Origin of the sequence: Streptococcus ovis DSM 16829 (assembly GCF_000380125.1) — a bacterium.
GTDB lineage: Bacteria > Bacillota > Bacilli > Lactobacillales > Streptococcaceae > Streptococcus > Streptococcus ovis.
Genome location: NZ_KB904574.1, coordinates 1 through 23,556, shown reverse-complemented (window position 1 = coordinate 23,556; position 23,556 = coordinate 1). Strand labels below are relative to the sequence as shown.

Genomic DNA, 23,556 nt, shown 5'->3' with positions numbered 1-23,556 from the left:
CCTTGGGGGGCTTTTTTTACTAGCTTAAATAGAGTAGCTCCGTGAGTTGCTCACGTAAACGTTGTTCTAATTGGTTGAGGACGACTACGATTTGCATGGTTGTTTGGCATTGCTTCAGCTCATAAACCAATTGATGTTTGATGTCGTAGGAGATTTCCATTCCTTGGAGGCAATCATAAACCTGTACCAAGAAAGTCTGTGTGTCTTTCTGTTCTGTACCATCAAACGGTATAGTCGCATCCACATTCTCAAGTACAATATCCGCTTGCTCCATTGCATGAAAAACTAGTCGGTGGGTGCGATTAGCTGGCAATGTTTCCCGTTCACCCGTTACCGAAAGAGCAATCGTTTGGCTTTCCCAATCCATTTTAAGACTGGTCACCACACGCTGACCATTCACCATTTCAACGAGATCAAACTGATTAGACTCCCCTGGGAAAATGTGCCATTCGATTTCCTCTGGCAAGGCAACTCCTGCTGCTGCAGGTTGGGCGTCTAGTGGAATGATGGCTCCTTCCTTGGCAAAGACTGGCATGGCTTCTTTTGCACGGTAGACAGGCAATTTCACGCCACCTGTGTAGCAAGCATCCGTAAAGAAATCATACCATTTCCCTTCTGGGAACCAGACCTCAACACGACCTTTTTTATCTGCCATATCTGATTTTTCGGTAATCGGCGCCACCATCAACTCCGAACCAAAGAAGTACTGATTAGGCACTTGGTAACTCTCCTCTTGCAACGGATAATGGTAATACATCGGTGTGATGAGCGGCTTGCCCTCTTCATGCGTCCGAACATTCATCGTATACAGATAAGGAATCAATTGATGACGCAAGCGCAGATAATGCTTCATACTAGTCGCAATCTCTGGACGATAGCCCCATGGCTCCTTACTTGAAAATGGACTATTGGAACTATGAAGACGATTGATGGGACTAAATACGCCAAATTGCAACCAGCGCAAGGACAATTCCTCATCATGCTGCCCTCTCATATGTCCTCCAATATCGTGGCTCCACCAAGTGTAACCAATGTTGGACGCGGTGCTTGTAAAATAGGGTTGGAAAGCCAAGGATTCCCATGTGGTAAAGGTATCCCCTGAAAATCCGATTGGGAAGCGATGACTGCCTGGCCCTGCATAACGGGACAAAATCACATCATTTTTCCCCTTGCGTGCTGCATCCATATAGTGGTAATAATTGAGCATCCACAGAGGATCAATTTGCCCTTCTGTTCCCTGCTGCCAATCAATCCACCAGAAATCAACCCCCTGTTCCTCCAACGGATGATGCACATCCTTGAAATAGGCCTCACGGAAGATTGGATTTGCCATGTCAAACAAGGCAGGCTCTTCCACGGCTGTATTCAAGCCCATCCGCTCGGCAACTGCTGGATAGGCATCTTCAAAGGCACGAATGCCATCTGCGGGGTGCACATTAAGTGTTGTTTTCAACCCTCGCTCATGCAAGGCAGTCAAAAATCGTTTCGGGTCTGGAAATAGCTCTTTATTCCAAGAATAACCCGTCCAACCGCTACCAAAACGTGATGGTACATCGTGTGTCCGATGCCAATCCATATCAATCACGCTGACAGACAGAGGCACCTGTTCCGCCTCAAATCGATCCATCAAACTAAGGAATTCTTCTTCCGAGTAGGCCCAATAACGGCTCCACCAATTCCCCAAAGCATATCGAGGAAGCAAAGGCGTTGCTCCTGTTAACTGATAAAAATCCTTTAAGGCTGCAAAGTAATCACGCCCATATCCAAAGAAATAGAGGTCAATCACCTTACTTGATCGTTCAATAGGATTTCCATTTTCATCAAAAACAAAACTATTGGAATCATCTAGAACCGCAAAGCCATTCTTGCTGAGAATCCCATCTTCCAACTCCATAGCCCCATCGACCATATCCAATGTCCGCGTTGTTCCGCCCAAATTTGGATAGTCATTGCCAAAATACCAACGGTTACCATAAGCAGATAGATTGCTCTTGACATCAATAAAGAGACCATTGGCGCTGAATGCTTGCTGATCATAGTGCAAGTGCAAAGCGGACGTCATAATCTCCAATCGTCCCTCTTCCTCAATCACCTCAAATGGCGCACAGTCAAAAGCACGAGATTGCACCACCCGTGTCGGACGGTCTTCAAAATAACCCTCTTCCGAATACTCCAATCGGAGCAACTGATGGGTCAATACCGTGATGCGATAGTGTTCCCCTTGAAAAGTTGTCTGCATACCTTCTCCTTTTAATTCTCTTCAATTTTTTTAAATATGTGCTTAACACTCCAAGCATTGATTCCTGCTAAGAGAGAAAAACCACCAAATGTCCCAGCATAAATTGCTGTCATCATTCCCACCACACTCCCTAATGCAAAATATACCACAAATGCATTCAGCCAAATTAAGAAAATGCAGTAAAATGGACATTTAAAAGCCAGTAGTAGACTATTTTTCATTGACTGAAACAGGCTACCTGTATAACGGCCAATGTAGGTCAGTCCAACTGTACTAATGAGAATCCATATAACAGAAAGAAATAGTAACACAACTAGCCCCAACCACCTAACAAGACCTACTTGTCCTAGAAAAAATATGGATTCCAAAATCAAAATTATTCCAGAAATTATCAATCCGAACCACATGTAAGTTGCTTGATAAAAATTATCTTTAAAATAACCAAAATAGGACGATACAATCTTTTCAGTTTCACCGCGAAAAATTCGTTGCCAACTACAATTAAGTGCAGTAATAGAAGCTCCAATTGTCAGAATCGGAAAACTTGTTAAAATAAATAAAATATTCAGTATCATAAGATCTGCCAGCAATGCTAATCTTCTCATTAGCAAGCTATCTATCGAAAATAATTTTATCATTTTTTCTACCATGATTCTACCAAAATGAGGAGCAAGACCACTAGTTGGTCGTGCTCCTATTTAATGATACCCTAGTGCTTTAGGAGTTTTTTTAGGGAATCATTCCTTATTCAGTAATAGACTGATATCGTTCATAAGCTTTCGTTTGAATTTCCATAAATTTATCTAGCCCCATCGCTTTCAGTTGCTTAATGTATCCATCCCATTCTTTATCAATACCACCTTCAACAACCCACTTGGAAGTCATTTGTTTCGCATAAGAATCAATATCTACGTAAATTGCAGATAAGCGTGTTAATTCCTCTTGTGAGTAAGTCACATTTGGAAAGGCTGGAAGAGCATACTGCTTGATTTCTTCATCTAGTTTCAATTTCAAACCATCTCCTTGAGTGTCATCAATATCAACTTTACTATTAAAATCATCTGTTACATATTTTGGACCAAAATCACGAAGAGAATTAATCCAAGCCCATTCATCAGCAGATTTACCGTCTTTTGGAGCTAACACTTTATAGCCCGTACCAGTTTTCTCAGTTGCAATATCAAATGAACCATAGAATGTCTGGATACTTGCATCATCTGTATAGAATTGATCTGCCCATTTCAAAAGTTCTTCTGGTTTTTCGCAATTTTTTGTAATGAGCAATTCATTACGAGCATAGTTATAATGGTCTGGATCAGATAGCACATAACGATTCCCATCTGGACCTTTGAGCGGTGTCATAGCTACATATTCATCCGCATGTAGTCCAAATGTTGCATCTGCAGTCCAACCACCTGATACACCAACACGTGACACTTCTTTATCCATCCGTTTGGCAGAAGCCATTGATTCATCTTGTGTATATAATTCTGGATCAATTAAACCTTTTTTGTAGGCTTCACTCATCCACTTAATTCCTTCTTTATAGCTTTCTTCTGCACGAAGATAGACAGGTTTATCATTTTTTACAGACATCTCCATCGTATTATCTGCTCCAAGACGGTTATTGAATGGCAAGATAAACATAAATGTTTCACTGACATTTCCTGCACCGAATGGAATTTCATCATTTTTGTCCCCATTACCATTAGCGTCTTCATTTTTGAAAGCTTCAAGAACTTTAATAAATTCTTCGTAAGTATCTGGCATTTCGAGATTAAGATTATCTAGCCATTTTTTATTGATGAACACTTGATTACTAATCGTTGGGCGCATTGGTGATTTTTTAGGCAAACTATAAATATGACCATCTGGAGAAGTAATCATCGCTTTCATCTTCGGATTTTCTTTCAAGATTTTTGAAAGATTAGGCATATGTTTCTCAATCAAATCTTCTAGTGGGATGAAAAGTGCTTGGTTTTGTGCAATCTCAGAATCGTTAAAAACATTAGAACCAAGGAACGCATCTGGTAAATCACCACCTGCTAATAGGACAGCTTTTTTATCTGTCCAATCTGCTGCAACATGGACATCCCAATCAATCTCAATTCCGCTATTTTTCTCTGCTTCTTCAAGATAGCCCTTGGTAAAGGCATCTCCCCAATCAGACCAACGGACTGTTGTGATAGTATAGTCTCCATCTTTTTTAGAAGATGAATTTTCCTTACTACCACCAGTTCCACATGCAGTTAGAGCAGATAATAATACTGTTGAAAGCAATAGAGAACGAATAATTCTTTTTTTCATGACAATATGTCTCCTTATAAATTTATTCTTTTATAGCGCCAATCATGACGCCTTTATTAAAGTACTTTTGTAAAAATGGATACAACATCATAATGGGTGCTGTTGATACCACAATAGCTGCGTATTTCATCATATCAGCCGTTGCTCGTAATTCGGAAGCTAATTCTCCCGTAGCTTGTGATTGAAGCATTTGATTATTGATGAGAAGACGCCGTAAAATCAGTTGCAATGGTTGTAAATTTTCATCTGTCAGATAAATCAAGGCATTAAACCATGAGTTCCAAATCCCCACAGCTGTCCAAAGTCCAATAACAGCTAAAATCGCCTTTGAAAGAGGGATGACAATGCTGAAAAAGTATCGTACAGTACTACAACCATCAATTTGTGCTGCCTCCCAAAGACCATCTGGAATGCTATTATTGAAGAAGGTCCGAGCAACAATGATATTATAACTTGAAACAGCAAACGGTACCACCATCACCCAAAATGTATTGACCAAACCAACTTGTTTCACTACTAAATAAGTTGGTATCAAGCCTCCCGATATAAACATAGGAACAATGATGAAAATAGATACCCATTTCCGCCCAAATAAATCCTTGCGAGATAAGGCGTACCCTGCCGGAATATTAACAAATAGAGCTACTGCCGTTCCAATCAATGTATATAAAATTGTGTTGAAATATCCTCTCCAAAAAAGTGGTTGCTCAAATAATTTTTGATACCCTTCTAATTTCCATTCTTTTGGTAAAAGCCAAACATTACCATTAGCGACGTCTGCTGGATTGCTGAAAGAAGCGATGATAACAAACCATAACGGATACAAAATAACTAGTATTAGAAGAATTGCTACACCATAGACAAAAAAGTCAAACATATGTTCAGAAAATTGTTTTTGTTTATTCATAACCCTCTCCTAAAATAATCCTGTTTTTGTTATTCGTCTAGACAACCAATTGACAAAGAGCAAGATAATAATATTGACAACTGTATTGAAAAGACCAATCGCCGTTGAATAACTATATTGGAAATTTACCATCCCAACCTTATACACATATGTCGAAATAATTTCACTTCCAGATTGGTTGAGAGAATTTTGCAGTAGCAAAACTTTTTCAAATCCAACACTCAGAAGACTACCCGCTCGCAAAATCAGTAGAATCATAGTTGTTGGCAAAAGCATCGGTAAGTCTATATGGATAATTTTCTGCAAACGTGTTGCTCCATCCATCGTTGCTGCCTCATAATAGGTTGGGTCAATTGCAGATAATGCCGCTAGGTAGATAATACTATCCCACCCTACATGTTGCCATACATCACTCCACACATAAATTCCAGCAAAATGTTTCGGTGTAGATAGTAAGGATGGCAGTTCAATTCCGACTACTTTAAGTATATTAGCAATCAGTCCACTACTAGGAGACAAGAATAAAATCAACATCCCACACATGACCATAGTGGAAATGAAATGTGGTAAGTAGGTTGTTACTTGGAAAAATTTCTTGAACTTCTCTACTCGAATCTGATTACAAATAATTGCTAAGATAATCGGCAAAGGAAAACCAATCAAGATACTATAAATTGAAATTTTAAGTGTATTACTGATGGTCGTTCCAAACTGAAAGGACTGGAAGAATTGGATAAAATATTTGAAACCAGCCCAAGGACTATTCATAATGCCCAACGAAGGAGAATAATCCTTAAATGCAATGACTAATCCTACCATCGGTACATATGCAAATAGTAGTAATAGCACAATCGACGGTAATAATAACGTATATAAAGCTAGTGTGTCTTTATTTTTTCTAAGAATGCGATTGAATTGCTTCTTCATCACTTCGTACCCTCCTTGATTCTGATTATATATGAAACCTGTTATAAAAGATATTCTTTTTGACACCGTTTTCATGAACAAAAACGATATTTTTTATAAAAGTATGTACTATTCCGTCATAAAAATTGAATGTATCGGAATTGTGTCATTCTACTTAGATAAAAAAACGATATAATAAGAACTGAGGTATCTATACTATGTCTGTTTTAAAAAAATTTAAAGAATTAAAAACAAACCAATCTATTGATTTTCTTTCCAAATCTTTAGCATTCGTACTGATTATTATCTTTATCGTGAATTGTACACTCAGTTACTTTTATATTGCAAATATAAAAAAACAAAACCTGGCCCAAATTGAAGATACACTTAATATCTTCACTCGCTCACTCCACCAAGATTTAGTTGCAGAAGAGCGATTCATGTATTGGACAATTTTACATGATGAAACACTTGATAATCTAGTAAACAGTAATCACTACGGTCATAACCTTGAAAATTTACAAAAAATTCGTTCCCGTGTTCAAGAATTTGAATCCTATAATAATGTCGATTTTTCGCTTTTTGTCCAAGATCAATTAACAAAAGAATTGACTAATATTTCTACTTTTCACATGCCTTATGCAGAATTTTTACTACTAGAAGAAATATTCAAGCAACCGCGAGATTATACTGCTACAACCTATGATACTTGGAATACCTTAACAATAGAAGGAAAACACTATCTCTATAAGGTTATTACCTACAATGAAAAAACAATCTATTCTGTAGCTTCCACAGAAGCTATCCTAAAACCATTACAAGAAATGGAAATTGGAGAAAATGGTCAAATAAGCATCACTGCTCCCGCTGAAAATTTTCAGTCTAATTCAACTCTTTCAAACACCAATGTAATCATAGCTAAAAAAAGTCGTACACAACTTCCCTTCAATATTTACGTGAGTGTTGATTATCACGATGCTTTCCGTGATGTCCTTATTTTACAATTCTCTATTTTATTACTGCCGTTTGCCATCTCCTTCATTGCTTTTGGAACACTCCTATATATACAAAGACGAGTGATTTCTCCTACAAAAAGGCTCCTTCAGCATTTACAAGGGATGTCTCCCGAAGAAATTAAATTTAATAAGGAAGGAATTATCGAAATTGATGATGCCAATACTCAAATCAATCATCTCTTCACTGAAATTCAGGTTTTAAAACATGATGTATTCAATGCCAAACTCAAGCAAAAGAGCATCGAAATGAATCATTTAAAAAATCAAATTCGACCACATTTCTATTTGAATATTTTAAGTATGATTCACAGTATGGTTCAAACCCAACATTACCAAGAAATTGAACAATTAACACTCTCCACTTCTCGCTACTTCCGTTATCTATTTCAAACAAATCAAGATTTTGTTTCTTTAGAAGATGAAATACACCATATTGAAGACTACCTTCAAGTGCAACATTTACGCTATGGTGATAGTTTTTCTTTCCAGTTGAATATTGAACCAGAGGCACATATATTACATATTCCCCCTCTTATTTTACAAACCTTTGTAGAGAATATCTTTAAACATTGCTTCTCTATCGATACCAATCTCAGCATTCACTTATCTGTAGATATCGCTAGTGGAGAGAAAGACTACTATCGTATTATCTTAGAAGACAATGGCCCTGGGTTTCCACAGGATATTTTATATAAATTGAAATCACGCACTTCCTTAATTACAAAAGATGGTAAACATATTGGTCTAACCAACACCTACGAACGCCTCGATAGCCTCTATCAGCAAAATTATTATCTTCAATTTCTCAACAAACCTACTGGTGGAGCTATGATTAAACTGATTCTACCAAGTCAAATACCGAAAGGAAAATTACATGAAAGTCTTACTCGTTGATGATGATGCTTACATTATCCAAGCTCTTAATGAAAAAATTGATTGGTATTCTATCGGTGTTAATCAAGTATTTTCTGCTTATAATATGAAACAAGCGCAGGACATCCTAAAAGAACAAGCCATAGACCTGCTCATCAGTGATATTGAAATGCCTCAAGGATCCGGTTTAGAATTATTAGCTTGGGTACGTGAAGAAAATCTTACAACACAGGCTATTTTCCTAACAAACTACGCAGATTTCAATTACGCACAAAAAGCGATTGAATTACAAAGTTTTGAGTACTATCTCAAACCAATTGATTTTGAAAGATTTGGATTTATCATTCAAAAAGCAATTAAAAACATTCAAAATAATCATGACTACATACATACTCGCTTGATTCCTGAAGATAATTTCTGGTCTGATTACCTTAGAAAACCCAATGCTCACTCGCTTGATACATTTCTTGAAGATGCCAAAAAACAACAGATTCAAAATCAATGCTTCCAACCTGTTATCTTGACTCTTCAACTTTCTTACGAGGATAGCCTAACAACTGGAATCTCTTGGAGCAAACAACTCAAGCAACAAGTAGTCACTTTTACAGAAAATAATCCCACCTATCACTTAGCTTCTTTTTTTAAACTAAATCAATATGCGGAAAAATATTTTTTCCTCTTTAAAAAAGAAGAACCAAAAAAATCCACTCATTTTTTCCATTCTCTACATCAATTTCTTGCTAAAGAGCATCCTATTCAATTATTACTTGGCGAAGAAGGTAATCTATATTCCATTCTTCAAGCTGTTCAAGATTTACTTGCTTATAGTCAGCAGTATATTGGTCATCAAGGAAAAATATACACTCCTTCTGAAACAATCTATCAAGAAGGAGAAGAAAAAAACATTTTTCCTCCCGAAATGGTATTACTTTCTTCTAATGACTTACAATTATTCCTCTTGAAATATTATCCCTATCTCACAAAAGAGGGAATGTTCTCCAATCAGTTATTAAAACGGCTCCAACTCGATATTTTTCAAAAAATTGGAACCTTACTGGACCGAAAAGGAATTTTAGCACATAGACTCTTCCAAGATCCACGACATGATTTTCTTCAGCAACGTTGTCTAAATAGCATCGAAGATTGGTTGTGCTATATTGAGTATTACAGCCAAACAGCAGGTGATTATATTCAATTTTTAGATTCTCAACAGTCAGTTTCAAAAGTGATTACTGACTACATTGACCATCATTTTTCCGAAGAACTAAATCGTAAATTCCTTTCAGACTTAGTCTTCATAAGCCCTGACCATCTTGCTCGACTTTTTAAACAAGAAACAGGAAAAACGCTTATTAACTATATTACAGATAAGCGAATTGAAGAGGCAAAAAAACTCTTATCCGCTAGTCAGGCAACTGTTTATCTTATTGCTGACCAAGTTGGATATGATAACTACTCCTATTTCTCAAAAATCTTTAAAAAAATGACTGGCCTTACTCCACTTGAATATCGACAAATCCATCAAAATACTTACTAAGGTATAAAAAATAAAACCAGCCTTACGACTGGTTTTTCTTATCTCACTTCTGCTCCCACGTTTTCAACGAGGGATTTGGTGATTTTGTCCATGTAACCTGCGACTTCTTCGTCGGTCAGGTTGGCTTCTGGGTTTTGGAAGGTCAGGCTATACGCCATAGACTTAAAGCCAGATTGGATATTAGCTCCTGCATAGACATCAAAGAGGGTGATGTCTGCCAGGCGTTTCACCTTGGCAGAAGCAATAGCACGGACAATATCGTCATGCTGGATAGTCGTTTCTACCAAGAGAGCAATATCGCGGCTCACTGCTGGGAATTTACTAATTTCAGTAAATGGCTGCGCTGGTTGAAGGGCTGCTTCCATCACATCCAAGTTTAATTCAGCCACATAAGTCTCTGGAATACCGTAGTCTTTGGCTGTTTGCGGGTGAACTTGTCCAATAACACCCAACAAGGTTTCTCCAAGATAAATCTCTGCTGTACGACCTGGGTGAAGGGCAGCAATAGCGCTGGTTGCACGGAATTCTGCTGTCAGATTGTACTTAGCAAGGAGAGCTTCAACAATGCCTTTGGCATGGAAGAAGTCAACGGGTACTGCTGCTGTTTGGAAGTCTTTCTCAGCTACCAACCCTGTCAAGACAAAGGCAAATTTGCTGATTTCTTGCGGTAAGTCTTCTTTTGGATTGCCTGTTTGCTCAAAGATTTTGCCGATTTCATAAAGGGCAAGGTTTTTGTTTTTACGGGCCACATTGTAGGCGACTGTGTCCAACATACCAGAAATCATATTCTGACGAAGGGCAGAGCGGTCAACGGTCATCGGCCACATGAGTTCTGTCACAGTGGTTGGAGCGACTGTAAATTCGACTGCTTTTTCAGGAGTGGTGAGGGCATAGGAAATAATCTCTGTCAATCCTGCTCCTTCTGCCAAGTTACGAATCTGACGGCGTAGTTTTTGCGTGCTAGTCAACTCCCCTGCTGTGCCATCTTCTTGTGGAAGAGTGGTTGGAAGGTTGTTGTACCCATAGATACGAGCAATTTCTTCGACCAAGTCAGCTGGAATGGTAATATCCCAACGACGACGCGGCACTTGTACCGTAAAGCTTTCTTCATCACCAGAAATATCCATACCAAGACGACGGAAAATCGCTGCGATGTCTGCGTAAGCAAGATTCGTTCCCAAAGAACGATTGACATAGTCAATGCTAGTTGTCACAGGAATATCGCTATTATCCACTTGACCAGCTACTACACTACCTGATAAGACATCGCCACCTGCTAAGTCTGCTATCATGGCTGCTGCCGTATCCAAGGCTTGCGCCAGCGTTGCAACGTTAATCCCTTTCTCAAAGCGTGAAGAAGATTCAGAGCGTAGATTGAGGCGACTAGATGTTTTTCGGATAGACTTGCCATCAAAAAGGGCTGCTTCTAAGACCACATTGGTAGAGGCATTGTCAATTCCCGTTGAAGCACCACCCATGACACCACCGAGGGCAACTGCCTTATCTGCCACAGAAATCACGATGTCTTCTGCCATCAATTCACGTTCTACATCATCCAACGTAACGATTTTTTCGCCTGTTCTTGCCTGACGAGCTGTGATTTTCTTGCCGTCAAATTTATCCAAATCAAAGGCATGCATCGGTTGGCCAAAATAGAGCAGGATGTAGTTGGTTACGTCCACCACATTGTTGATAGGTCGAATGCCTGCATTCATGAGAAGATTTTGCAACCACTGTGGACTTGGCGCTACTGTGACATTTTCGACGACACGAGCCTGATAAGTCGCCACACGGTCCGACTCAATCGCCACTTCAATCACATCACTTGCTTTTTTCTCAATTTCAAGGAGGTTTACTTCCTTAAAGTTGACAGGCTTATCATAAATCGCTGCCACTTCGTGCGCAACACCACGCATAGAAAGGGCATCGGCACGGTTTGGCGTGATGGATAATTCAATGATCTCATCATCCAAATCTAGATAGGAAAAAATTGGTTCACCAACAACTGCATCTTCTGGCAGGTAGTAAATACCATCTGCGTATTCCTTGGGTACAACCGCATCCGCTACGCCAATTTCAGCGAGGGAACAAATCATTCCCAGCGATTCCACACCACGGATTTTCCCTTTTTTAATCTTGTGATTACCAGCAATGCGTGCGCCCGGAAGCGCCACGATAACTTTGATCCCCGCCTTGACGTTTGGTGCACCACAAACAATCTGTGTCACTTCTTCACCGACATTGACTTGGCAGACATTCAAGTGAGTTTCTGGAATTGGATCGGCAGAAAGCACTTCACCTACAACCAGCTTAGATAACCCAGCGCTGAGTTGCTCTACACCTTCTACCTCAATCCCTGTGGTTGACATGGCTTCTGACAAATCCTGACTTGTCACATCGATGTCCACCAGTTCTTTTAACCATTTATAAGATACTAACATATAACCCTCTCTTACTTAAACTGTTCTGAAAAACGGACATCCCCTTGATAGAAACCACGGATATCGTTAATCCCATAGCGGAGCATGGCAATACGTTCTTGCCCCAAACCAAAGGCGAAACCTGAATACTGACTAGAATCAATACCAGACATCTCTAGCACATGAGGATGTACCATACCAGCTCCCAGAATTTCAATCCAGCCCGTTTTCTTGCAGACATTACAGCCGTCACCACCACATTTGAAGCAGGAAACATCCACCTCAACAGATGGCTCTGTAAATGGGAAATAAGACGGACGAAGACGGATTTGACGCTCTTCTCCAAACATTTTCTTGATGATCATTTCAAGCGTGCCCTTGAGGTCGCCCATAGAAACATTTTTACCAACCACAAGTCCTTCAATTTGATGGAATTGATGGGAGTGAGTGGCATCATCTGTATCACGACGGAACACACGTCCCGGTGAAATCATCTTAAGCGCACCCTTTGAAAAATCGTGCTGGTCCATAGTCCGAGCCTGAACTGGACTGGTATGCGTCCGCATGAGAATGTCTTCTGTGATGTAGAAGGTGTCCTGCATATCACGCGCAGGGTGATCCTTTGGCAAATTCATGCGTTCAAAGTTGTAGTAGTCTTTTTCCACTTCAAAACCATCTACAATCTGGAAGCCCATGCCCAAGAAGATGTCTTCGATTTCTTCTGATGTTTGGGTCAAGACATGACGCTTACCAACCTTAACAGCACGCCCTGGCAAGGTCACATCAATGGATTCAGAAGCCAATTGTGCTTGAATTTTCGCATCAGCCACTAATTTTGCTTGCTCTTCAAAGGCAACTGTCAACACATCACGCACTTCATTGACTTGTTTTCCGATGACAGGCTTCATCTCATTTGATAAGTCTTTGAGTCCCTTGAGAAGATCTGTCAGAGAGCCTTTTTTACCCAAGACAGCCACACGAAGGTCTTGCAATTCCTTCTCATTTTCGTGATGCATGGTTTTTAATTTTTCCAACGTCGTCTGACGCAATTCAACTAATTGTTGTTCGATATTCGACATAATTCCTCCAATTTTTATCAAACTAAGGTACCTCTTTACGCTCATGCTCAGACTGCATCAATGTCCCTAAGCTCGCTAAGGGACATAGAAAAACGCGCGCCAAACTCACTAGCGGAGCGTTGACACGCGGTACCATCCGTTTTCATTTACTTTCGTAAATCTTAATTACTAAGTCCTTGCGCGAGTGAATTCGCCATACTTTCCTCTAGCCGACTTCCAGTCACGGTCAGCACTCCCTGATAGAGTTCCCTATGGGTACTAGTCTCACAGACTTCTATTCAATTACTGCTATTCTAACAAAATTTATTTTATTTGGCAAGCAAGTCTAAGCGATAGTATGCGGTAGAATTTTTTAGAATGAGCAATACTGTATTATTTGAGGAGAACTTGTTACCGAGGTGTAAAGAAAAAACTGAACAATTTCTTGCTCAGCTCTTGACATAGATACCTTTATCCTGTATCATAAATTAGAGACTGAGTAAGAAGGACGAGTTCTTACTCGGTAAGACGGAAAGTGTTGTCGCACTTTTCGTCTCTTTTTATTCGATTAAGTTAGTTAGATTATAACACACAAAGACACACGAAGCAAGCATTTTATGTAAAAAGCAGCACAAAAAGACCTTTATCACGAAGGTTTTTTATTATATAACTTATTATATATCTTTTCATCTATAGATTATGGTGATTCCCATATCTCAGGCGTCCAACGGATTGGAGTTGATATTGTTTGTCTAGCTTATTCTGTTCTTGTTTGATTTTCCCTGCACTAAAAGACTCCAGATCCATATATTTCTCATAGTCTTCACGCCAAGAACCAAAGAATAACTCTCGTAGCTGATCTTCATAAGCTAAGACAATCATTTGGCTCATAGTCTCTGCTCCCCAAATAGTCCAATACATGCCACGCTTCTTCATCCTATAGGTGATCTTGCGATGTTGAGATTCCATAACACCAATGCCAGCATGAGTGAATCCTCTCATTTCAGCTGGTTTAGTGTATTGAAAATTGTTAAGTAGTTTTCTTTTGAAGCGTTCGAACTCCTCCATTTCCTCTTCAGTCAATACCAAGGCTTCTGTCGTATCTAGAACTGTGCGCAATTTACTTTTATCATGTTGTCTAATCGCCTGGAAAGCCTTATCTAATAACTCCTCCGAGTAAGGCTTGAAAAAACCTTTTATATCTCGATTGAGATGGTATTCATCCCAGAAATGCTCGTGTCGCTTGATTTTCAAAGCTTTGGCAATTTCCCTGAAGACATATGGAGTATAGCCATGGCCACCATCAGAATTGGTTATAAGCAGAGTATTATCCGCTATTTCATAAGTGTTGTAAAGATAGTCCAATACCTGATCTCTAACCAAGCGATTATTCAGTCCAACAAATTCTTTCTTATCTTTCAACTCAAATCGATTACTTCCTACCTTATAGCTTCCAGTATGAACAACAAAGTGAGATAAATCATAATTTTTATTATCTGTATCGATATCACGGGCCTTCACCATTACGCCGTCACCTTCAATATAAATAACGTCTACTTTTTGCCTCTCACATTCTGAAAGATCCTCGTAAAACCGATACGTTGCACGTTCCTCAAGTAATTTGTCACAAATCTTAACTGCCTGTACAACAGTTGGTTTTGTAATAATGATATGGTAAGTCATTTGAATTACTTGTGTTACCTTCTCATATGGCATCATCGTAGATAATCTAGCAATCTGATACATGAATTCCCAAGAAAAACGCACGTTCTTTTTCAGCCCCAATTTTTCATCCACTGGAACAACCCATTTATCTCCCTTTTTCCAACGTCGACGACGAAAGGTAAATTCCCCAAAGGTAAAAGCGACTGTCCGCTCCATAGAATGGATACATGTGTAACCTCTAGCCTTCATAATGGGAACCATCTCTTCATCATATTTACTAATAAAATCATAAAAATCAGTTGCATTTTGAGCAATAAGTTGTTCTTTTAGCTGTCGTTCATCAAAGGCTGCCATTGCCCCTCTCCTTTTTTTAAAAATAACGATAACTATTTTAAAGATTCATTGGCTTCTTTTCAAATTTATTTTAATTCTGAATTACAAAAAGCCCTTCCAATGAGATGATGGAAGGACTTCTACGTTTAATTATTATTCAGTAATTCTAAGATTTTCGATTTGGAATAAACTTCCCCAGGGGAAAATCTAATACCATGATATTCATACGGTTGATCATTAACTACTTCATAGTATTCTTCATGAATCGAATGAAGAAATTTACTAATTTCCTCCATGCTATCACTGGTTCCCGTTTCCTCAGCTTTAACACGATAGCTATTTACCTCATCAGTACAGAGCCGTAAAACAGGATGAGAACCATAAAATAATTCTGAAATGTTATTTCCTTTTTCCATAAACAGTCTCCCTAGTTTTTAGTTTTTTAGCCTCTTTAAAGGCTTTTATCTGTTCATCAATAAACATCCACATTATAAAGACAAAAGGAACTCCTATAATCATAACGATTCCTGCTTCCAAAAAATCAGCAATGAATGAAAAATCTCCTGAGAAATGGACACCTACTGCAATCAAAAGAATTGGTAAGAACAAGACAGGTACAAATTTTAAAGACAACAGACCCAAAACTAACAAGAAAAACATATTTAACCCGATTGTCTGATAAAAGACATATAGGGCCATAGCAGCAATCAACCACCATAAAGTCTGAACAAGTTTTTTGATCGAAACGAAAATAATCATCTTATCTCCTTTAACTCTTGAATTAACCCTTTAATTTTCGCTGCATTTTTTCCCATTCTTGGATAATCAATTTCTCCAGGTAATCGGATGCAGATTTAGCACTATGGTAATGAACGAGATCTTCTAGTTTTTCATAACGCACATCATGATGTAACGAGAAGGGAAAACGCCCTTTTTTATTGTAGCTATCAGGTGATTTTTGCGCCGCCTCTTTACGGGGTACCCCACTTCGCCTTTTTGAAGCTTCCTTGTCAAAATTTTCTTTTAATTGGGCAAAACGATTGTCCGTCATGATGCAACCTCTCCTTCCAGTACTGTTAAAATATTTTGATAGACATACTCTATATTATCATAAAACTTCTGATGGTCTTGTTTTTGTTTATCTGTCATATGGTCACGTTGCTCAAAGACACTTTGGTTAATCACTAAACTCTTGGCAACCAGTTCTTTCTTCTGAATAGATCCCAAGTAAGCCTCATCTTCTTGAACCACTTCTAAGAATTGCTTGCAAGTCTCGGTCACATTATTTCCATAATACTCAATCTTATTGCCAATAAGATAAGCTTCAGTCTTAACATAACTTTTCTTTGTAATTACTTCTACTGCTTCACTCTTGATATAATCTACAAATTTTTTTAGAGCTAACCAGGCACGAAAACCATTTGTGGAAGCATCTGTTACCCCCAGGACAATATCAGATACAGCAATAAAATTCGCGGTCACTAGACTTTCATCATTGTGAGTATCAATCAAAATGATATCAAACTGTTCAGCTAATTCATCGTAATGTTCACTAAACCACATAAATAACTGAAGATACTTATTGTTTCGACTGGATAAGTCTAACTGTTCATCTGTCAATCGCTCATCACCACGAATTAAGCTAAGATTATCATTAATACGGCAGATTTCATACTCACCTGTTGTAAAAATATCATAGATGGTCTTTTCACTCGTCACATCAAAAGAGTGGGTCAAGTTACATTCTCTAGCCCCGTCAATCAATAAGACTCGCTTATTTTTAACACGTGATAACCAATCTCCCTCGTTATAGGTATGACTACTTTTTCCTCCTCCACCTTTATCGAGGTTAGTTGTTTGAATCTTCATAGAAGCACTCCTTTTGTGTAATTAGTTATCTAAATTGTTATATAACTTTTTATATCTCTATTTTACAATATACAGATCTTTTTGTCAACAAAAAAATACACAAATTGTTGTATAACTTTTTGTGTATTTTTCTTTTATGTTTTAACCAAAAGTTCCTCCGATATTCCCACCAATATAGCTTATCAGCTGAATTTGATGGACTGTTGTATTGAAGTTACCGACAAAGTAACAATTGTCCTCGCCTTCTTTTGTTAGAACGATTAAAAATTGAACCACGTCATCATTCTCAGATGATGTCACTTCTAGTTTGGAAGCTTGATAGCTGTATTGATTTACCAAAATTGCCATTGCCAAGGTTTGGACCATACCATCTTGACTCATAGATAAATGGTTTTCTATGGTTCCTTTGACCTCTGTCAAATGCTTAGCTTCCTTAATGGAATTAATCGCTTCATCAAATGATTTTGCGACTTCTTGTTTTTGTTCCTCACTACCTTCTGTATAGGGATGTTCTAACTTCAATTTGGCTGTTCGATAGTTCCTTTCATCGATAGACTCTGGTTCTACCACTTGGGAAGAATCAGGATCTGAAGGTTTTGTTTGTTTCGTTTGAGTAGTGTCAACCTTGTTGTTGGTATAGTTTTTATAAATAGCTACTCCTGAAAAGAGAAGCAATAAGCTAACTACGATCACATAAATCATATTTTCTTTCATCCATTCTTTCATTGAGAGGTCCTTTCCTATTTTCCAAGTTTAGGTTCTTTACCGTCTGGATAAGCAAAAGTCGTGATTTCTGCTTTTTGTTGTTCTGGAGTCCAGATACGGTAATTCCAGGTATAAGGTGTCTTGAAGTAATCCCATCCTGATAATGGTGTGTTTTGTTCTACAATCAAGATAGAGCCATCCTCAAAGACATGACAGACAATCCCAGTATGACCATAGCCTCCACCGCCATTTTGAGTGGAAAAGATAGCACCCTTCTTAGGCGTTGTTTTGACACCATTTCCAAAGATGGATGCCCAAGCAGCAGCCTGATCTTTCCCATTTCCAGTGACAGATCCTGAATGTCCCCAGATATGATTTCCTAAACTAATGGTTAAGTTAACACATTGACCATCCATCAATGGCCCCTGGCCAGTCACATACCAGCCTGTTGCGTTGGCATAGGCCATCCCTAGACTTTTAGGGTCAATAATGTACTGTTTTAAGCTCTCTGGAATGTTATTTGGACTATACCCCCAAGCTGTCGCATCTGCTGGAACTGTTCCTGTTCCATCTGTTGCATCACCTGAAGACTTGTCACTACAATCTCTGGCAGTGCTTGTAAACGTATCTGACGGGCTATCCTCTCCTGGAGAAGGGGCCTCCTTGTAAGGTTTGTCACCATAAGCACTAATAGCTTCCTTATCTAACCACTCATACTTCCTTCCAAGTGTGTTATACATGTCAACAAGTTTGGTTTTATAGGTGCCATCAGTGGCCCAACCACCATCCGCAATAGCTGAAAGGGTAGATACGCCATCTGTATTATTGATAGCCTTGGTATAAAGGGTTTGGTGAGCCATAAACTCAGCTTTGCCAACAATGCCTGCATCATAACTTGAAAACCAAGCATAAGCACCACCCGTTCCATCGCCAACATTGGCTCCTGGTTTCGTTCCTGATAAATCAACACTATCTTGCCCATAAGTTGCGATTGTTACAGGGAAATCACTCAACCTTGAAGTTTTGACCCCTCCCATATTATGCGCCTGCCAAAAGGAGGTTCCATTAGGATTGGAGAAGTTAAACCCATTTTCAATCATCGTCTGTGTAATCGAGGCAGATGGTAAAAAGCCACCAGCTTTCCAGGAAAGGATATAAGCTTCTTTATGCTCCTTCACAAAGGAATCGATAGAACCATCACCTGAAGAGACTGAAGAGCCAGTCGACGTTGAAGTAGTTACTTCTGTCGTACAATTTGTCTGTGAACTGCTAACAGCTCCCAAAATACCAGCTAGTATGGTGACACCAAGGCTAATGAAGAAAACGAGTGAGACAAGGGGAACCAGTATTTTTAAGAAAATAACTTTCTTCACATCAATCCTCTTTCTACCACAAGCCCAGAGCGGTTTTGAGAAGGGCATAAAAGATTAAAAAGATAATAAATCCGATTCCTAATTTCTTCAAACTCCTTAAAAATTCTTGATCCCGTGCCTTTTGAGCAGCTAAGCGCTCAGGATCAGATTCTCCCTCAGAAGCGAAATAATCCCTAATTTCCTGACTTCTAACTTTTCGGACTGTAATATATTGATTGATCGCTTGTTTACGTCGAGCAATTAGACCTAGTTTTTCTGGATTCTTATTCATCACATTCTTATCCTTCCTACTGAATTCCGCCATACCGCTGTACTTCAGGGTTTAGTAATTGTTGGTTAAAGACTAAGTTCCCAACTCCTGCAATATTCATAAACAGCTGCCCCTTAACGAGGCGTGGTAAAGTCTCTAACTCTGATTGATTCATGGATCCTGACAAAGCAGTCGCAAGCAAAGGAACACTTGTTTCATCTGTTTGCGCAAATACTCTGTATTGCATAAGGCCAAAAATCCGCTGCACTGCTGTGACATAGGGATCCTTATGGTTACCTGCTCCTGATTCAAAGAGAATCCCTCGAAGGGAGTTGACGGATAAGACAACCCCTGCAAAGTTCTCTCCCATGGAATCAATCATATCTGCTAGCAATTCAACGCTACTTTCATACTTAGGATTAATCAGCGTTTGAGCTTCACTGATGTTCACAATATAATGTTCCATATCCGTTTCTGTCAGATGAGGATGACTCTTTAAAAGTTGCTTGCAACGTTTACCATTGTTGACAATATCCGCAGAAACCAAAGAAAGCACCGAGAAAATTTGAGCATTCAACAAATGCGGTGTCCCTTTAAGACCTGAGAAGTCAAAGGTTACCACTTGCTCTGAAGAAATATCCTGAAACTCTGTTGTCCCTTCAAACATCTCCGCATTCGTTGTTAGCAACTCATTGAAGGTGTTATAAATACGATTGACTGATTTAATTTCGATTTCATCAGGCTTACTTTGGCTCATCAGACTCCGCTTATAGTCATCCGCATACAAAATAAAGTCAGATAAGATTGGATATTCTTCATTTACCAAGTCCGTAGCCTTTAGTCTTTCTGGATTCAGTTTAGGATTACGTGCCCATAACCCTTCTTCAATATAAAACTCATTAAGCATCTTACCAAAAGTCGTTAGGTCATCACCTGTTACTTCACTATTAAGTAGCTTGAAGATGCTCTTGAGTTTCTGGATATGAAGGTTATAGGATTTCTTCTTATCGATCTCTGTTCCTTCTTCGTTTGTAACAGTCGGGAAGACTTGGAAAATGTTAATACGGTTAGCTTCACCTGATAAGTCCAAGATCACCCCATGCTGCTGTCTTGTTTGCTCCAAGAAAGTACCATTAGCATCAAAATTGCGAATATAGTTTCCCTTCGCATAGAGGCCATCCGTATGTTTTAGAAGAAAGGAACGTTGCCCCATTTTGGGATTTCCTGAGATAATCATAAATGACCGTGTGCGACGATCATCTCGTTCCAGGAAGTTAAAATTAACTGCACCCTTAGTCGGTGTCCAACCTAAATAGACCCCTCGTTGATCTTCTAGCTTCGTATGGTTAAAGAAATAACCACCTGCTAAATCATGGGCTCTAACTGGAATACCACGCCTGTGGTTCGGTAGGTCTATTTGATACTGTGCTGGAATAAATGGTGCATGGTACTCAAAGTCCAATTCACCTGAGAGAATCGTTGATTTGAAGTTGGAAGTCTTATCTTTAATATCCTCCACTTTTTTAAAAAGGGCTTCCTTAGTTGAAGCAGAAGAATAGTTCCGAACATACATTCCTAACATTGCAATGTTCTTCTTGGTAATCTCTCTATCCAGTTGAGTCAAATCTTTGATTTCATCTATTTCTTGTTGGTTATCAACAATCTTGCTATTGGCTGTAATGCGTGTGGATTTTTCTTCTATAGAGTCCTTAATCTCTTTCTTCAGCTCTTTATTGTTTGCTCGATAAAGCGATAAAAAAGAACGTGTTCCTGGAATTAACATGAGGTCAGATAACCAAAATTGATCTAGGTCTTCTGACGGGTATTCGTAGAAATGGAGTACCGTATGATAACCGTCCCCACTCATCCAGGAACGGTCGTCTTTTTTGAAATCAATGTTTCCTTGTGGCTGAATACGACTGAGAAAAGCTAGATCATAACCTTGTGCTTTTAGCTGACGTTGCCTACGTTTAGATAATTCTGGCATGTGTTTCTCCTTATACTTTTTCGTTCATATTGTTGAACTGCTTGATAATTTGTTCCTTCTTAATTCTGGTGATCTCACGTGGAACAAAATCATTATTTCCATAAGACTTTGCCTTACGGACTAAATCATCTAACTCAGTTGTCGTTGGTGCAAAGAGCCAAAGAATGAACTCTGTATTATAGATTTCTTGCTGGATATTTTCTTCAACCTGGATTTCGTTTCTAAGCCAGCTCTCACGATCCAGCAACTGCAAGTAGCGACGGGAATCAGGCAATAACTTTGCTTTTTCTTGACGAACCAAGTTCAAATGATGGCGAAGGTCCATAATCTGAGTATCTGTATTTGTTGGTAAAATGGTTGTTTCAATCTGAATATCTGTGTTAAAGTCTGTTAGCCATTTTTCAAAGTTATCAATTGTTCGTCTAATCTCGTTATAGGAGAGGGAACCGAGATCCTTTCCTGGAATCTCCATCAGCTGAAGATAACCATAATCAACTAACTGAATGTAGGCTTGACGATTATCAATAATTGACTTAACATCGAGTAATTCTACACAAGAATGAAGATCAAAATACTCTTGTTTCTCCTTCTTTTTATCCTGCTTGCGCCCCAATGGCCGTTTTTCTAAAGACTGTGTTTGCGTTTGTTTAATAGCCATTACCGTCGCTCCTCTCTTTGATAATTCAGACTAACATAGCGTTTCCGTCTCCTTCTGAAGAAGAGAAACATGCTGTGCCAATTTTTCTTTCCACCATTAGTTGGTAGAACCAGATAAAGGCATATCAGCGGTGTTAGAATCACGAAAGCTAATAATTGGGCCCATTGACTCGTCGGGAAAATCTTCGTTCCAAATGATACCGCTGCAACAGCTGAACCTCCGACAAAGACAATATCTGCCATGAATAAGCCTATAATTTTAACTTTGGCATAGATGTCACGTGGAACACCGTATTTTTCATTCATTTTCTGTCTCCTTTCTCTTACTAGTTCTATCATAAGAGATAATGACAATTCTTGCATTAAGGGGATAAATTACATAGACTCTCCTTCTAAAAGTCATCTTATGTATAAAAAGTTATATATCTTTATGGACACAAAAGAAGCCTCAATATTGAGACTTCTTTACCATATTGAAAAACTCTTCTTCTGGCAGAATCGTAATGGTTTGACCTTCTGCTATCCTGGACATTGCAGCTTCATATTTCTTAGAACGTTTGTCAGGTTCAAAGAGATTTAATTGTTTATGGCCCGCAATGAGGATATCTGTTTGAGCTGAAACATAGTTCTGAACAATTGCTCCCCTATCTTCCAAAAAAGCAACAACATCTTGCCTGGTCATTGGGCGCAAACTCCCTGTAACTGCAACAATTTTTCCAGCAACATCAATCATAAGCCTTACTCGTCACTTTCATCAATTTCAGCACCTCTGATATGCGATTGTCCTTGCATACGTTGAGCAGACTGTTGCATTTGTTGGCCCATGTAATGCATTTGATTCATAGATTGCTGGAAATTGTGTTTGGAAGAAGGTTCTAGTGCTGATTTTTGAGGATTATCATTCGACACATTGGAAGGAACAACTTTTCCAGATGGGTATGTTGGTTCACTAATGCCTCCAAAAGCCTCTCCTGATGGTTCAGTAGGTGCTACGGTAGGATCTGTAATCCCTCCACCACTTGAGCTACTATCAGCATTTTCAAGCGAGTTAAGTTCATCTGAGAAAAGACTTTCTCCACCATATTGCCCTGAAGGATTTAAGGTGTAGTTCGCGTTTGGATTGAACACTGAATCAAACCCAGCACGTGGCGGAACTGCATCATTCCTCAATCCTCGATATACCGCATCATGAGCAGCTTGTTCTTTTTGCCCTAAGTGATCAGCTACTCCACCTGCAAAATCTTTGGTCTTACCGATAGCTTCTTTACCCATAACCTCTGCTAAATCAACCATGTTGCTTACTCCTCCTTTGGCAGCACCTGCGACACCTTGATCTCTCACAGCATTGAAGGCTCCTCGAAGACCTCCACCTGTTACAGCTAGACTATCCCCAAATTTCTTAGTTCCTGCAGCAATGGCTCCTGGAGCTTTACTAGCGACATCCATCCCTAGTT

General features: G+C 39.1%; 21 protein-coding genes and 1 pseudogene. 2 read left to right on the top strand and 20 right to left on the bottom strand.

The genetic code is table 11. From position 1 onward, the window contains the following. Positions 1 to 19: 19 nt before the first annotated feature. The 5 genes from A3I9_RS0105075 to A3I9_RS0105055 form a co-directional block, all read right to left on the bottom strand. A complete protein-coding gene (locus tag A3I9_RS0105075) occupies positions 20 to 2,239 on the bottom strand; it encodes a glycoside hydrolase family 31 protein (protein ID WP_018377963.1) in 2,220 nt (739 codons plus the stop codon). A gap of 11 nt (positions 2,240 to 2,250) precedes the next feature. After that, positions 2,251 to 2,889 carry a DUF624 domain-containing protein gene (locus A3I9_RS0105070; protein WP_018377962.1) on the bottom strand — a complete coding sequence of 213 codons (639 nt, stop codon included), beginning with the start codon at positions 2,887 to 2,889 and terminating at the stop codon, positions 2,251 to 2,253. A gap of 94 nt (positions 2,890 to 2,983) precedes the next feature. After that, positions 2,984 to 4,546: a type 2 periplasmic-binding domain-containing protein gene (locus tag A3I9_RS0105065; RefSeq protein WP_018377961.1), complete on the bottom strand. Its 1,563-nt coding sequence runs from the start codon at positions 4,544 to 4,546 to the stop codon at positions 2,984 to 2,986. A 22-nt stretch (positions 4,547 to 4,568) separates the two neighbouring features. Next, a complete protein-coding gene (locus A3I9_RS0105060) occupies positions 4,569 to 5,453 on the bottom strand; it encodes a carbohydrate ABC transporter permease (RefSeq protein WP_018377960.1) in 885 nt (294 codons plus the stop codon). A 9-nt stretch (positions 5,454 to 5,462) separates the two neighbouring features. Continuing rightward, positions 5,463 to 6,380, bottom strand: a complete 918-nt coding sequence (locus tag A3I9_RS0105055) for an ABC transporter permease (RefSeq protein WP_018377959.1) — start codon at positions 6,378 to 6,380, stop codon at positions 5,463 to 5,465. Between the two features lie 197 nt (positions 6,381 to 6,577). On the opposite strand from A3I9_RS0105055, the gene A3I9_RS0105050 reads away from it, so the two are divergent. Both A3I9_RS0105050 and A3I9_RS0105045 read left to right on the top strand, forming a co-directional pair. Further along, positions 6,578 to 8,269, top strand: coding sequence for a sensor histidine kinase (locus A3I9_RS0105050; protein ID WP_018377958.1), 1,692 nt, complete (start codon positions 6,578 to 6,580; stop codon positions 8,267 to 8,269). Further along, on the top strand, positions 8,250 to 9,785 hold the full coding sequence (locus tag A3I9_RS0105045) for a response regulator transcription factor (protein WP_018377957.1): 1,536 nt from the start codon (positions 8,250 to 8,252) through the stop codon (positions 9,783 to 9,785). Before A3I9_RS0105050 ends, A3I9_RS0105045 begins: the two co-directional genes overlap by 20 nt. A 38-nt stretch (positions 9,786 to 9,823) precedes the next feature. On the opposite strand, the gene pheT is transcribed toward A3I9_RS0105045, so the two are convergent. From pheT to A3I9_RS13515, 15 genes and pseudogenes are all read right to left on the bottom strand, one after another. Beyond that, positions 9,824 to 12,226: a phenylalanine--tRNA ligase subunit beta gene (pheT, locus tag A3I9_RS0105040; RefSeq protein WP_018377956.1), complete on the bottom strand. Its 2,403-nt coding sequence runs from the start codon at positions 12,224 to 12,226 to the stop codon at positions 9,824 to 9,826. Between the two features lie 11 nt (positions 12,227 to 12,237). Beyond that, a complete protein-coding gene (pheS, locus tag A3I9_RS0105035) occupies positions 12,238 to 13,284 on the bottom strand; it encodes a phenylalanine--tRNA ligase subunit alpha (RefSeq protein ID WP_018377955.1) in 1,047 nt (348 codons plus the stop codon). 669 nt (positions 13,285 to 13,953) lie between these two features. Continuing rightward, entirely contained in the window at positions 13,954 to 15,282 is a 1,329-nt protein-coding gene (locus A3I9_RS0105030) for an ISLre2 family transposase (protein WP_018377954.1), read from the bottom strand. 125 nt (positions 15,283 to 15,407) lie between these two features. Further along, positions 15,408 to 15,677 carry a hypothetical protein gene (locus A3I9_RS0105025; RefSeq protein WP_018377953.1) on the bottom strand — a complete coding sequence of 90 codons (270 nt, stop codon included), beginning with the start codon at positions 15,675 to 15,677 and terminating at the stop codon, positions 15,408 to 15,410. Continuing rightward, a complete protein-coding gene (locus tag A3I9_RS0105020) occupies positions 15,661 to 16,020 on the bottom strand; it encodes a hypothetical protein (protein ID WP_018377952.1) in 360 nt (119 codons plus the stop codon). Before A3I9_RS0105020 ends, A3I9_RS0105025 begins: the two co-directional genes overlap by 17 nt. A 22-nt stretch (positions 16,021 to 16,042) precedes the next feature. Next, positions 16,043 to 16,312 carry a hypothetical protein gene (locus A3I9_RS0105015; protein ID WP_018377951.1) on the bottom strand — a complete coding sequence of 90 codons (270 nt, stop codon included), beginning with the start codon at positions 16,310 to 16,312 and terminating at the stop codon, positions 16,043 to 16,045. Further along, entirely contained in the window at positions 16,309 to 17,130 is an 822-nt protein-coding gene (locus tag A3I9_RS0105010; RefSeq protein ID WP_018377950.1) for a ParA family protein, read from the bottom strand. The genes A3I9_RS0105015 and A3I9_RS0105010 overlap by 4 nt, the downstream gene beginning before the upstream one ends. A gap of 141 nt (positions 17,131 to 17,271) precedes the next feature. Next, on the bottom strand, positions 17,272 to 17,856 hold the full coding sequence (locus tag A3I9_RS0105005) for a hypothetical protein (RefSeq protein WP_018377949.1): 585 nt from the start codon (positions 17,854 to 17,856) through the stop codon (positions 17,272 to 17,274). Positions 17,857 to 17,870: 14 nt separating this feature from the next. Further along, positions 17,871 to 19,256, bottom strand: a complete 1,386-nt coding sequence (locus A3I9_RS0105000) for a CHAP domain-containing protein (RefSeq protein ID WP_425423179.1) — start codon at positions 19,254 to 19,256, stop codon at positions 17,871 to 17,873. Next, a complete protein-coding gene (locus A3I9_RS0104995) occupies positions 19,222 to 19,479 on the bottom strand; it encodes a hypothetical protein (RefSeq protein ID WP_018377947.1) in 258 nt (85 codons plus the stop codon). The genes A3I9_RS0105000 and A3I9_RS0104995 overlap by 35 nt, the downstream gene beginning before the upstream one ends. Positions 19,480 to 19,495: 16 nt before the next feature. Next, a complete protein-coding gene (locus A3I9_RS0104990) occupies positions 19,496 to 21,445 on the bottom strand; it encodes a virulence factor (protein WP_018377946.1) in 1,950 nt (649 codons plus the stop codon). A gap of 10 nt (positions 21,446 to 21,455) precedes the next feature. Continuing rightward, on the bottom strand, positions 21,456 to 22,103 hold the full coding sequence (locus A3I9_RS0104985) for a hypothetical protein (RefSeq protein WP_018377945.1): 648 nt from the start codon (positions 22,101 to 22,103) through the stop codon (positions 21,456 to 21,458). Beyond that, complete coding sequence (locus tag A3I9_RS0104980; RefSeq protein ID WP_018377944.1) at positions 22,103 to 22,408, bottom strand: DUF5592 family protein; 306 nt, start codon at positions 22,406 to 22,408, stop codon at positions 22,103 to 22,105. Before A3I9_RS0104980 ends, A3I9_RS0104985 begins: the two co-directional genes overlap by 1 nt. Before the next feature lie 142 nt (positions 22,409 to 22,550). Next, a complete protein-coding gene (locus A3I9_RS0104975; RefSeq protein WP_018377943.1) occupies positions 22,551 to 22,835 on the bottom strand; it encodes a BRCT domain-containing protein in 285 nt (94 codons plus the stop codon). A 5-nt stretch (positions 22,836 to 22,840) separates the two neighbouring features. After that, positions 22,841 to 23,556: pseudogene (locus A3I9_RS13515) on the bottom strand (pLS20_p028 family conjugation system transmembrane protein); the annotation flags it as partial.